Annotated in this window: 7 protein-coding genes; 2 read left to right on the top strand and 5 right to left on the bottom strand. The window is 64.3% G+C overall.

Annotation, left to right across the window (positions count from 1 at the left end):
* Nucleotides 1-61: 61 nt before the first annotated feature.
* From D0Y96_RS15710 to D0Y96_RS15690, 5 genes are all read right to left on the bottom strand, one after another.
* The gene (locus tag D0Y96_RS15710) at nt 62-913 is read right to left on the bottom strand and encodes a plasmid mobilization protein (protein ID WP_147325093.1); all 852 of its coding nucleotides are present in this window, start codon (nt 911-913) and stop codon (nt 62-64) included.
* 141 nt (nt 914-1054) lie between these two features.
* Complete coding sequence (locus tag D0Y96_RS15705) at nt 1055-3877, bottom strand: phosphoenolpyruvate carboxylase (RefSeq protein WP_117301748.1); 2823 nt, start codon at nt 3875-3877, stop codon at nt 1055-1057.
* Nucleotides 3878-3935: 58 nt separating this feature from the next.
* On the bottom strand, nt 3936-5879 hold the full coding sequence (locus D0Y96_RS15700) for an ABC-F family ATP-binding cassette domain-containing protein (RefSeq protein ID WP_117301745.1): 1944 nt from the start codon (nt 5877-5879) through the stop codon (nt 3936-3938).
* Between the two features lie 177 nt (nt 5880-6056).
* Nucleotides 6057-7385: a DUF2252 domain-containing protein gene (locus D0Y96_RS15695; RefSeq protein ID WP_117301743.1), complete on the bottom strand. Its 1329-nt coding sequence runs from the start codon at nt 7383-7385 to the stop codon at nt 6057-6059.
* 45 nt (nt 7386-7430) lie between these two features.
* Nucleotides 7431-8363: a PfkB family carbohydrate kinase gene (locus tag D0Y96_RS15690; protein WP_117301740.1), complete on the bottom strand. Its 933-nt coding sequence runs from the start codon at nt 8361-8363 to the stop codon at nt 7431-7433.
* 662 nt (nt 8364-9025) lie between these two features.
* Here D0Y96_RS15690 and D0Y96_RS15685 point away from each other — a divergent pair.
* Both D0Y96_RS15685 and D0Y96_RS15680 read left to right on the top strand, forming a co-directional pair.
* Nucleotides 9026-10630, top strand: a complete 1605-nt coding sequence (locus D0Y96_RS15685; RefSeq protein WP_117301955.1) for an AsmA family protein — start codon at nt 9026-9028, stop codon at nt 10628-10630.
* A gap of 184 nt (nt 10631-10814) precedes the next feature.
* The gene (locus D0Y96_RS15680) at nt 10815-12593 is read left to right on the top strand and encodes a glycoside hydrolase family 13 protein (protein ID WP_117301737.1); all 1779 of its coding nucleotides are present in this window, start codon (nt 10815-10817) and stop codon (nt 12591-12593) included.
* Nucleotides 12594-12659: the final 66 nt, after the last annotated feature.

Genomic DNA, 12659 nt, shown 5'->3' with positions numbered 1-12659 from the left:
AATCTGCCTGCTTCTGCTTCTTCACCGGCGCCGGTACCGCAGTTATGAGGCGGGAAGGACGTCAGGCCCGCAGGGTAAGGCCCGTGGTTGCGGGTTTGCCGGGGAAGATTCTGCGGCGGAACCAGCCCCGGAAGCCGGGGACGGGAAGAATGGCGGGCGCCGGGGTGACGGCAGCCTGGCGGGTGATCTCCATCATGCCCTTCACCTGGGCGCGGAGCTGTTCCACCTCAAGAGCGCACTGACGGAGATAAGCCGACACGGAGAGGCCGGCCTCGGCAGCGTACTCCTTCATGCGCTCGCGTTCTTCGACGGCGAGACGCACGGAGACGACGGAGGGGCGCGCCGAGACGGGGATCATCATGGCAACGGAGGGCGGCTCGACTGAGGCCGGCAGGGCTACGCTGCGGGCGAGCGCCTGGCGGAAGTCGGACGGGGGGAGGGCCCGCGGGGGACAAGGGGAGGGCCTGGAGGAGCGCGGAGACGGGGAGGGCCTGGAAACGGCCGGGGGAACGGTTGGGGGAATGACCTGAGCACTGGCCTGGGTTGTGACCGGCGCGGTGATCTTCGCAGCGGGCTTTACAGATGATTTCGCAGTGGGGGACGGGATTGGGGTTTTGGCCGCAGACGGCTCCGGAGCGATGGCTTTTGCCGCGGCAGGCGATGAGGCTGCCTCCGGCGCGGGCGAATGATGGCGGCGCGCAGACTGCAACGCTTCCTCATAAGTGAGATCGCGCAGGCCGGGGCTGTTTCGTTTTGAGGCTTTGCGCCGGGCTGCGGGCGCGGCGACCGGAGCGGCGGCATGCTCGCGCGACTGGCGGTGGGTCTCCGCCCATTCCTGAAAGCGCCCCAGAACGGCGTGAATGTCTTCGACCGGAGGCCGGATGCCGGAGTGCGGACTCGCCTGTGGCTGCATGGAAGCTCCTCTCACAAAGCGAGCATAGGGTGAGGCGGAGGCTTCCGGAGAAACGCGCCGCGGAAATTTCACGGCGCGCGTTCCGATTCGGGACAGTGCAAAGGCGAATGCCGTTCTGGAACGGATTCGTGCTTTATCGTCTCAGCCGGTGTTGCGCAGACCGGCGGAGATGCCGTTAATCGTTCCGGAGATGGCGCGATTGACCTCTTCGGTGTCTTCGCCGGCGCGCTTGCGGCGGAGCAGGTCGACCTGGATGAGGCTCATGGGGTCGACGTAAGGATTGCGCAGGCGGATGGAGCGGGCGAGCACCTGGTTGGTCTGGAGCAGCTCGCTCTGACCGGTGACGGCGAGGACGGCGGAGAGGGTGCGCTCGAACTCGGCTTTGAGCTTTGCGAAGACGCGCTCGCGGAGGGCGGCGTCGGGCACCAGCGAGGCATAGAGCGAGGCGATGCCGAGGTCGGCTTTGGCAAGGGCCATTTCGACGTTGCGGATGAGGTCGATGAAGAGGGGGAATTCCTCCATCATCTCGCGCAGCAGAGCGGCACCGCCGGGCTTTTCCGCATATTCGCCGAGCGCGTGGCCGACGCCGAACCAGGCGGGGACGAGGAGGCGGCTCTGCGTCCAGCCGAAGACCCAGGGGATGGCGCGCAGATTGGCGAGGCTCATTTTGCCCTTGCGGCGCGAGGGGCGCGAGCCGATGCGGGCGTGCTCGAGCTCGCTGACGGGGGTGGCGGTCTCGAAGAATTCGAGCACTTCGGGATCGTCGAGGATGTGATGGCGATAGAAGTGGAAGGAGGTCTCGGAGAGCTCGTCGAAGGCGGCCTCCCACGCGGGGCGCATGACGCCGGAGCGATGGCCGTCAGGGTCGAGGGCATCGGGACGGGCGAGCGCGTCGAGCGAGGCGGCGATCATCAGCTCGAGATTGCGCTCGGCGAGGACGACGTCGGAGTACTTCCAGTTGAGGACTTCACCCTGCTCGGTGATGCGGATCTGGCCGTCGAAGGCACCGACGGGCTGCGCGTAGATGGAGCGGTGGGTAGGTCCGCCGCCGCGGCCGACGGTGCCGCCGCGGCCGTGAAAGAGACGGAGCTGCACGCCGCATTCGTGCGCAACCTCGTGGAGAGCGCGATGGGCGCGGAAGATCTCCCAGGTGCTGGCGAGCATGCCTCCGTCCTTGTTGGAGTCGGAGTAGCCGAGCATGACCTCCTGCGTGTTGTCCCAGGAGGCGAGCAGCTTTTGGTAATCGGGCGAGGTCCAGAGACGGCGGCAGACTTCGGGGGCATTGCGCAGGTCCTCGATGGATTCGAAGAGCGGCACGGGCATGATGCCGGGGTCGCGGCCATTGCCGGCGACCTCGACCCCGCCGAGACGGGCGAGCCAGACGACGGCGAGGATGTCTTCGACGGTGGCGGCACCGCTGATGACGTACTGGCGGATGGCCTCGGGACTGCAGCCGGCCTTGACTTCGGCGATGGCGCGGAAGGCTTCGAGGACGTCGCGGGATTCAGGGCTGAGGCCGGAGGGAACGGCGATGGGCTGCTGCTCGCGCCAGGCAGAGGCCTCTTCGAGGGCCTTTTGGTGCTGGCGGGCGTGCTGGCGGATATCGAGGGTGTGCAGATGCAGACCGAAGGTGCGAACGAGCAGGAGCAGCGGGTCGATCTGCGTTTCGGCGACGCGGATGCCGCCATGCGCGGCGAGGCTGCGGCGCACGATGCCGAGGTCTTCGAGCAGCTCCTGCGCGGAGCAGTAGGCGGGCAGCGAGACGAGCGCGGTCTCGAGCAGGTCGTGATCGGAGGGAGTGATGCCGGCGGTGCGCAGGAGGCGCGAGCGCACGCAGAAGAGATAGCGGCGGTAGATTTCGAACTCGAAGCGCTGCCCGAAGATCTGCGCGGCGTCGGTGCCGAGGTCGGCGAGGAAGCTGCCGAGGCGGGTGCGGAGCTCTTCGCTCACTGGCAGCTGCTGCGCGGAGGTGGTGAGCAGATCGATGGTCTCGAGCAGGCGCGCGTCGTAGTAACGGAGCAGGCGGGAGCGCGCGGCGCGGATGGCTTCGCGGGTGACCTCGGTGGTGACGTAAGGGTTGCCGTCGCGATCGCCGCCGATCCACGAGCCGAAGGAGAGCAGCAGCGGGAGCTCGGCTGCGTCGATGTGGAGATCGTACTCAGCAGCGAGGGCGGCAGAGACCTCCTGATAAAGGCCGGGCAGCGTCTCGAAGATGGAGACGTCGTAGTAGTCGAGGCCCATGCGGATTTCGTCGGAGACGGTGGGCCGGCGGCTGCGCACCTCGTCGGTCTGCCAGAGGGCGGTGATTTCGGCGGTGAGCGCGTCCTCGAGCGAGGTCAGCTCCTCGTCGGGGATGGGGATGCGGTCGAGCTGCTCGAGGAAATCGCCCATGCGGCGGCGCTTGAGAAGCACGGAGCGGCGGGCGATCTCCGTGGGGTGGGCGGTAAAGACGGGGATGACGCGGATGCGGCGCAGCCAGGCGAGAGCCTCCTCGGCCGTGATGCCCACGCGGCGCATGGCGCGCAGAGTGCCGCGGAACGAACCGCGCTGGATATCGTCTCCGCGCTGCCCATCTTCGCTGATCTGCAGCGAGAGGCGGCGGCGCTTGCGGTGATTGGTCTCGGCCAGGTTGATGAGCTCGAAGTAAAAGGCAAAGGCGCGGCTGAGGCGGTAGGCCTGATCGACGCCGAGGGTATTCACGCCGAGGACGGCGGCCTGCATGAGGTCTTCGGCTTCCTTCGCGGAGCCTTCGGAGTGCGCCTCGCGGCGGCGAATGGCAGCGAGACGGAGCTCTTCGACCTTGTTGAAGAGCTCGACACCGGCCTGCTCGCGCAGGACCTCGCCCAACAGCATACCGAGCGACCGCACATCGCGGCGCAACGGCACTTCCTTCAGATCGCCGGAGCGTGCCTCGAGCTCCGCCAGACGATCTGCCCAGCTTTCCGGTTTCCAGAGTGGTGGCATCACTTCTGATTATGCTTGAGTGTCAGCCACAGATGCGAACGCCACTGACCGCGGAGGCTTATACCGCCGATGACTCTTCGAGCTGGAGGGCGAGCTCTTCCCATTCGCCGCTGAGGGCAGAGTGCTGTGAGCGCAGAGCGTCGAGCTGCTGCGTGAGGCGCTGGGTCTCTTCGGCGGAGACGTAGACGCCGAGGGAGTGCTCGGCCGCGGCGATGGAGGACTCGACGCGGGGGATTTCGGCCTCGACAAAGCCAAGGCGGTCCTGCATCTGCTTCAGCCTGATCGGATTGACCTTCTTTGCGGGCTTGTCTTCCTTTGCAGGCTCGGGCTTCGGCGGCTCGGGCAGCGAGACGGCGGCGCTGCCGGCGGACGCGGAGGCGCTGGCCAGGGCTTCGGCTCCGCCCTGTTTGCGCCAGAGGTAGTCCTCGTAGTTGCCGGGGTAGACGTGGACGTGTCCGCCTTCGGCCTCGAAGACGCGGGTGGCGAGGCCGTCGATGAAATACCGGTCGTGAGAGACGAAGATGACGGTGCCGGTGAATTTGTTGATGGCGTCGAGGAGCACGTCTTTGGCGCGCAGGTCGAGGTGGTTGGTGGGCTCGTCGAGGAGCAGGAAGTTGGCGGGGCTGACGAGAATGCGGGCAAGTGCGTAACGGTTGCGCTCGCCGCCGGAGAGGACGCCGAGGCGCTTGAAGACATCGTCGCCGGAGAAGAGAAAACAGCCGAGGAGGCTGCGCAGATCGGTCTCGGTCACTTTGGGCGCGGTGCGGCTGATGTCGTCGAGCATGCGCGCGCCGGGGTCGAGGACTTTGTACTGATCCTGCGCAAAGTATTCGGCGAGGACGTTGTGGCCGAGCTTCAGGATGCCGCTGGTGGGCGTGTCCTGCCCGGAGAGCAGACGGATGAGGGTCGACTTCCCTGCTCCGTTGGCGCCGACGAGGGCGATGCGGTCGCCGCGGTCGATGGTGAAGCTGACGTCGCTGAGGACCTGCTTTTCGCCGTAGCTTTTGTAGAGGCCGGAGACTTCGACGACGGTGCGGCCGGAGGGCGGCGGCTGCGGGAAGGTGAAGTGAATGGCCTGCTCTTCGAGAGGGATCTCGATGCGCTCGATCTTTTCGAGCTCCTTGATGCGGCTCTGCACCTGCTTTGCCTTGGTGGCCTGGTAGCGGAAGCGGGAGATGAAGGCTTCGAGGTGCTCGATGTGCTCGCGCTGATTGCGATATGCCGATTCAAGCTGCGCGCGGCGCTCGGCCTTCTGCTGGAGGTATTTTTCGTAGTTGCCGTGGTAGACGTGCAGGCCCTTGTTCCATATCTCGATGATCTTATCCACCGTGACGTCGAGGAACCAGCGGTCGTGCGAGATGAGGATGTATCCGCCGGGATAGGTTTTGAGGTAGTCCTCGAGCCAGTTGCGCGATTCGAGATCGAGATGGTTGGTGGGCTCGTCGAGCAGGAGCAGGTCGGGGCTTTCGAGGAGGAGTTTGGCGAGCGAGATGCGCATCTGCCATCCGCCGCTGAATTCTTCTGTGCGGCGCTGCCAGTCCTCTTTGGAGAAGCCGAGGCCGGTGAGGACACTGCCGACCTGGGCGTCGAGGGCATAAACGTTGTGCGCGTGGAGGCGCGAGTCGATGTGCGCCCAGCGGTCGGCGGCGGCGGCGTATTCGGCGCTTTCGGGATCGAGTGTGGCCAGCGACTCGGAGAGGGGCTCCATTTCGCGCTCCATCGAACGAAGCTCGTCGAAGACGGTGAGGCACTCCTCGAAGACGGTGCGGCCGTGGAGGGCGAGGCCGTCCTGCGGCAGGTAGCCGATGCTCATGCCGCGGGTGCGCTGCACGCCACCGTAGTCGAGGCCGTCGAAGCCGGCGAGGATTTTGAGCAGGGTGGATTTGCCGGTGCCGTTCGCGCCGACCAGAGCGGTGCGCTCGTCGGCGGTGATGAGCCAGTTGGCATTTTCAAAGAGGAGTTTGTGGCCGAATCGTTTGCCGGCGCCGGCAAGCTGGAGCATATGTCTATTTTAGCTGGTGGTGCGGTCAGCGGTGAGACGGTCAGCCGGTGGAGCGGCCAGTGATGGAGCGGCCAGTGGTGGAGCGGCCAGTGGTGAGACGGTCAGTGGTGAGACGGTCAGCGGTCAGCAGTGAGGAGAGCAGTGTACTTTGCTGACCGCTTTCTTGCTGACCGGATCTCAGCCACCCGCTTTTGGGCTGCCTGCCTTTGGCGCTTTTCCGGATTTTTTCAGGGTCTCCCAGTCCTTTTCCGTCTGGTCGGCGTAGGCTTCGGCGAATTTCACCATCGACCCGCCCAGCTTGTTGCCGGTGCCGATATAACCGGCCAGCATGCAGGCGTCTCCGGAGCGGGAGTGGCCGCGGGCGAGCAGCTCGCCGCACATCTGCGCGTATTCGATGAGGCCGTCGCCGGCGAGGTCTTCGACCTCGATGCCGGCCTTGTGATCGTTGAGCTGGCGGACGAGGTACTGGCGGTTGGCGATGGTCGTCCAGCCGAGAAAAGAGTCGGAGAGGAACTGCATGGCGCGCTGCCCTTCAGCTACGCGCTGTCCCTGATGGGAGGCGAGGCCGGCGGCATCGAGCCAGGGCGCGTAGGCGGAGCCGGGCTCCTCCTTGATCTGGAGGAAGAGCGGATCGCCGGGACCATTGCCCTCGAAGTAGATGAGGTAGTCGCGGGTGCCGACCGATCCGGTGCCGACGACCTTGAAGGCCACGTCGACGGGCCGGTACTGGGAGAGAAAGTGCCGCCTCTCGGGCAGAAGGCTTTCGCGGTAGGCGGCGAGCGAGGCGAGCACGGGGCGGGCCTGCGCGGGCGTGAGCCGGGTGAGCAGCGGAGGATTGTCCTTAAAGATGCGCGAGCCGTCTTTACCGGGGATGGTGAGCTGATCGAGCGAATGGACCGGGGTGCTGCGCTCGGCCTTGAGCAGCGCCTTCGAGACGGGCGAGATGCGCTGCAGGCGATGGACCTGGTAGCGGGCGACGTCGATGACCGGCATGCGGGCAAGCGTGTTGACGAGCCTGCGGTAGCTGTCGATGAAGGTCAGGACCGCGTCTTCGCGTATGCCTCCCTTGCAACTGACGGCGCGGCCGGCGAGGACGAGGCTGGTGGCGAGGCGCTTGAGATCCCACTCGAAGGGGCCGCGGATGGTCTCGTCGAAGTCGTTGATGTCGAAGACGAGGCGGCCGTCGGGCGCGGCGTAGGCGCCGAGATTGCGGACATGCGCGTCGCCGCAGATCTGGTTGACGATGCCGGTGTGCGGCAGCAAAGCGAGATCGGCGGCCATGATGGGCACTGCGCCACGGAAGAATCCGAAGGGCGAGTCAGCCATGAGCTGGTACTTGACGGGGATGAGCGCGGGGACGCGGCCACGCATGGAATCCGCGAGGAGCTTCATGGGATCGTACTTACGCTGGCTCGGGTCCCAGTGGCCGTGGTTCTGACGGCTGACCTGTTTGCGCCGCGCCTGGCCGAGCGCGCGCCGTTCCTGCGGTGTAGGTAAGTGAGGCATACTTCCAGGCACGATACAACTGCGGCGAACCGCCGTCAATCACGGTCAGACGGCACGAATCGCCTGGGTTATCCCGGCGAGAACTTCGGACGGAAGGGCGGGCATGGCTCCGGAGTGCGAAGCGATCCAGGCACCCCAGCGGTTGCCGGCTTCATTGAGCACGGGAAGCGGCGCGGCTTCGAGATAGTAGTGCGCGAGGGCGGCGGTGAAGGCGTCGCCGGCGCCGATGGCGTCTTTGAGATCGGCAGGCACGCCGGGATGGCGGTGGTGGGATTCGTGGGAGACGAGCAGGCTGCCGCGGGCGCCGAGCGTGATGCAGACGAGGCGAAGCGGAAAGCGGTCGAAGAGAAGACGCGCTGCCTTGCAGAGGTCGGCTTCGTCATCGGCAACCGGAAACGAGCCGAGGCCGGCGAGAAAGAGGATGCGGGGCAGCTCGGATTCATTGAGCTTGAGGATGGTGGCGGCCGCAAGCGACGCGTGGATGACTCCGGTGCTGAAGAAGGGCGGGCGAAGATTGACGTCGAAGATGCGGACGCACTCCGGGCGCGTAGAGGCGAGGAAGGACTGGATGGTGGCGCGGGCGACAGCGGAGCGCTGCGCCAGGCTGCCGAAGCAGACGGCGTCGGTCTGCTGCGCGAGGGACTGCCATTCGGGAGTGAAGGCGAGCTGGTCCCAGGCGACGGGCTCGTGGATGGTGTATTCGGGCTCGCCGTGGAGGAGAGAGACGGAGACGGTTCCGGTGGGAAAGGCGGTATCGGACTGAAGGAAGGACGTGTCGATGGGCAGGGGGTGCAGCGCGACGAGCGCCTGGCGGCCGCGCTTGTCGTCTCCGAGGCGGCTGGCGACGATGCCGCGATCGCCAAGCCGGGAGGCCATGACGGCGAAGTTTGCGGGAGCGCCGCCGAGGCGGTCTCCGGAGGGAAGAAGGTCCCAGAGAAGCTCTCCTAGACCGGTAACGATTTTTCTGCGATCGCTCATGTGTCCCCGATTTCTGCCGGATGCAGAGCCAGCCTATTCACCGTAACTCGCCGGAACGCAGGAGGTGTAGTGGGAGGGGAAGCATCCCATGTCCGAAAATCCGGACAGGGGGCACCCAGGGATTCTTTTATCCCACCCGGCGAACCCTCCCTCGGGGTTTTGAGGCTTTTGTCATGAGGCTAACGATCACCCCAGCGAACACTGTTCGCCGGGGGCTTCTACCGGGTCTCGCTGGTGCGAGACGAAAAACAACTGCAGATCCCTCGGCTTCGCTCGGGATGACAAGGGGAAAGAGTTTTTCATTCCCACCTTAGCTTCCCGCCCCAGCGCACGAACACCACGTGCGCCGGGGACCCCGGTTCCTCACCCCAGCGCACGAACACCGCGTGCGCCGGGGACCCCGGTCGCGAAGGTGGGGCACCCCGAATCCTGCGAACACCCCATTCATTCCCCGGCTGGGAGGGCGCATACTCAGGGGTACGTCTGCCTGAACCAACGCGGAGGCGGCAAAGCGCCTCTAAGAGTTTAAGTTCCTCTTTGCCTTTGGACCTGAGCTCCGCTTTGCCCCTCGGGGCGTGGAAAGTTTATACGTGACCGATCAGAACAGCACGACGACAAGCGATTCTTCGCGAAACGATTCTCCCCGGCGGCATGGAAGCCGCATGCGTCGGGTTCTCTACTGGGTGGGCGGCATTGTGCTGCTGGCGCTGATTGCAGTGCTGATTGTGGCGGAGATCCTGCTGCACCGGGCCGAACCGATTCTGAAGGCTCATGTGGTCGATGCGCTTTCGCAGCGGTTCGACAGCCGGGTGGAGCTCGAACGGTTCGACGTTTCGGTGCTGCGGGGCTTCGAGGTGACCGGGGGTGGACTGAAACTGTATCCGAACCAGCTGGATATGCAGCAGCCGCTGTTTGCGGTGGAGAAGTTCTCGTTCCACGTGCACTGGCGGGGGCTGCTGGAGAATCCGCTGCACATTGCCCGCGTGCAGCTGGAGGGGCTGGCGATTCAGATGCCGCCAAAGAACCAGCGGAAGAATGTGCCGCACCCGGAGGGAAACGGGAGCGGGAAGCACGTTTCGATCTTTGTGGATGAGATTCAGGTGAATAAGGCGTCGCTGGTGATGAGGCCGGGGAAGCCGGGCAAGATTCCTCTGGAGTTCGACATCTCAAGCCTGACGCTGGACTCGATTGGCGCGGGCCAGCCGATGAAGTTTCATGCCATTCTGGTGAACCCGAAGCCGGTGGGCGATATCAATACGACCGGCTATTTCGGCCCGTTTTCCGCCGATAGTCCGGGCGATACGCCGGTTCGCGGAAGCTACGAGTTTCGCAATGCCGACCTGAGCACGCTGAAGGGCATCGGCGGCATTCTGTCGTCGGACGGGAAGTATGAGGGCACGCTGAACCATATCGCCGTGGACGGCGAGACGAAGACGCCGGATTTCCGCATCGATATTGCGAACCATCCCATGCCGCTGAACACGACGTTTCATGCGGTTGTGGACGGCACGAACGGCGATACGCATCTGCAGCCGGTGGACGCGTGGCTGGGACACTCGCACATTCTGGCGAAGGGCGACGTGGTGCGCGTGCCGGGAAAGCAGGGGCATGACATTCTGCTGGACGTTACGGTGACGCCGGGGACGATTCAGGACATGCTGCAGCTTGCGGTGAAGACGGTGCCTCCGGTGATGACGGGCGCGCTGACGATGCACACGAAGCTGAGGATTCCGCCGGGCGACCTTGCGGTGCCGGACAAGCTGCAGCTGAATGGGTCGTTCCGGATCGAGCAGGTGCACTTTACGAACGATAAGGTGCAGGAAAAGGTGGATGAGCTGAGCCTGCGCGGCCAGGGCCGGGCGAAAGAGGCAGAGCGCGAGGGAAAAGCGGACAAGGACGATGATCCGGACAACAATGTCGCAGCCAACGTTGCGTCGGATATGAGCGGGGATTTTATGCTCGACAGCGCGCGGCTGATGATTACCAACCTGAACTACGATGTGCCGGGAGCGCAGATTGCGCTGGACGGCATTTACTCGCTGGATGGAGCGCAGTTCGATTTTCACGGCAAGGCGCGGCTGCAGGCGAAGGTCTCGCAGCTGGTGACGGGATGGAAATCTCTGCTGCTGAAGCCGGTCGATCCGTTCTTCTCGAAACACGGCGCGGGAACCGAGGTACCGATCAAGGTGACGGGGACGAAGTCGGAGCCGCACTTTGGCCTGGATTTTGGGCATAATGCGAATCCGGGAACAGAAAAGAGCCACTGAGGGCGCGGGGAAACATTACTAAGACGATTTTCTGCGCGCGGCAGCGGCTTTTTTGATTTGCGCGGCCTGCCGGCCTCCTCCTGATGACTGCCGTTTGTGGTAGCTTTCTGAGCGTTGGATGGAAGGCGTCCTGCCTCCACACTGCGGCCGGCGTCCTTCTTCTTTTCTTCCGGAGGGCCATGATATGAGGCAGCAGGGATGGCGATCGAAACGCACGCTGGCAACAGTTGCGCTGAGCGCACTGCTGGCGATTTCCGCATTCGCGCAGGTTTCCGCATTCGCACAGCAGACTTCCACAGCAGGCCAGAATACGGGCGGCCACCCGTGGTGGAAGGGCGCGGTGCTGTACGAGGTATATCCGCGCAGCTTTCAGGATTCGAATGGCGACGGGATCGGCGATCTGAACGGCATCGCTTCGCGGCTGGGCTATCTGCAGTCGCTGGGAGTGGACGCGATCTGGCTTTCGCCGATCTATCCTTCGCCGCAGGTCGACTTCGGGTACGACATCTCGAATTACGAGGCGATCGATCCGCAGTACGGCACGATGGCAGATTTCGATCACCTGATGGCGGAAGCGAAGAAGCACAATATCCGCGTGATTATGGACATGGTGCTGAACCATACTTCGGATAAGCATCCGTGGTTTATCGAGTCGCGCAGCTCGAAGGAGAATCCGAAGCGCGACTGGTATATGTGGCATGATCCGGGGCCGAACGGCGGGCCGCCGAATAACTGGCAGTCGGACTTCGGGCACTCGGCGTGGGAGCTCGACAGGAAGACAGGCCAGTACTACTACCACAAGTTTTATATTCAGCAGCCGGACCTGAACTGGAACAATCCTGAGGTTCGCAAAGCGATGTACGACGTGGTGCGCTTCTGGGTGGACCGCGGCGTCGCCGGCTTCCGGCTGGATGCGATCACGACGCTGTTTGAAGATCCGAAGCTGACGAATGAGAAGGAGATTCCCGGCAAGGACGGCAAGCCGATGATCAACGCGTACGGCGACGTGACGCTGGCGGAGACGGAGACGAACAATCTGCCGGAGGTGCACGACGTGCTGCGCGAGCTGCGGAAGGTGACGGACAGCTACCAGGGACGGCAGGTTGTGCTGATCGGCGAGACCTATCTGTCGAGCATTGCCGATCTGCGGAAGATGTACGGGCTGCACAACGACGAGCTGCAGCTGCCGATGGATATGCAGGTGGGCTTCATCAATCGCCTGGACGTGAGCCTGTTTCGCAGACGCATCAACGAGGCAGAGACGGAGCTGAACGGCAACGAGCCGCTGTTCGTCTTCGATAACCACGACAATGCGCGATGGGACCGCTATGGCGACGGGGTGCACAACAAGGACATTGGACGGATGCTGGCGGCGATTCTGTTCGCCTCGCGCGATACGGCGCTGATGTATTACGGGGATGAGATCGGCATGGTGACCACGCCTCCGAAGACGAAAGCGGAGGTTCGCGATCCGGTAGGCATTACCGGCTGGCCGAAGAACAAGGGACGCGACGGCGAGCGCACGCCGATGCAGTGGACGGCGGGGCCGAATGCGGGCTTTTCGGGCGCGGGCGGGAAGACGTGGCTGCCGATTCCGCCAAGCTACAGGACCATCAATGTGGCGGCGGAGTCGGATGAAAGCGACTCGATACTGCACTGGTATGAAGAGCTGATCGCGCTGAAGAAATCGAATACAGCTTTGCGCGAGGGCGACGAGACGATGCTGAACACCACGGACGCACATGTACTCTCGTGGCTGCGCAGGGCTCCGGGTGGCGAGGCGGTGGTGGTGGCGTGCAACTTTACGGCACAGCCGCAGACGATCGGCTTCGATCTGAAGGCGCACGGGGTTGCGGGCGAAGGCGTGAAGACGCTTCTGAAGACGCCGGGAGGGGCTGATCCGGTATCGCTGAACTCGGTCACGCTGCCACCCTTCGGGGTTTACATCGGTCAGGTAGAGTAGAGGAGGATGCGCCGGTTTTTGCGGCGGCGCAGCGGAGTTTCTGCAGGAGACCGGCGCGAATCACGG

The organism is Paracidobacterium acidisoli, from assembly GCF_003428625.2.
GTDB classification, from domain to species: domain Bacteria; phylum Acidobacteriota; class Terriglobia; order Terriglobales; family Acidobacteriaceae; genus Paracidobacterium; species Paracidobacterium acidisoli.
This window is presented reverse-complemented; position numbering and strand designations above follow the sequence as displayed.

Excerpts from the sequence above, each read along its gene's own strand:
- D0Y96_RS15710 (WP_147325093.1), bottom strand. The coding sequence starts at position 913 with ATGCAGCCACAGGCGAGTCCGCACTCCGGCATCCGGCCTCCGGTCGAA.
- D0Y96_RS15705 (WP_117301748.1), bottom strand. The coding sequence starts at position 3,877 with ATGCCACCACTCTGGAAACCGGAAAGCTGGGCAGATCGTCTGGCGGAG.
- D0Y96_RS15700 (WP_117301745.1), bottom strand. The coding sequence starts at position 5,879 with ATGCTCCAGCTTGCCGGCGCCGGCAAACGATTCGGCCACAAACTCCTC.
- D0Y96_RS15695 (WP_117301743.1), bottom strand. The coding sequence starts at position 7,385 with ATGCCTCACTTACCTACACCGCAGGAACGGCGCGCGCTCGGCCAGGCG.
- D0Y96_RS15690 (WP_117301740.1), bottom strand. The coding sequence starts at position 8,363 with ATGAGCGATCGCAGAAAAATCGTTACCGGTCTAGGAGAGCTTCTCTGG.
- D0Y96_RS15685 (WP_117301955.1), top strand. The coding sequence starts at position 9,026 with ATGCGTCGGGTTCTCTACTGGGTGGGCGGCATTGTGCTGCTGGCGCTG.
- D0Y96_RS15680 (WP_117301737.1), top strand. The coding sequence starts at position 10,815 with ATGAGGCAGCAGGGATGGCGATCGAAACGCACGCTGGCAACAGTTGCG.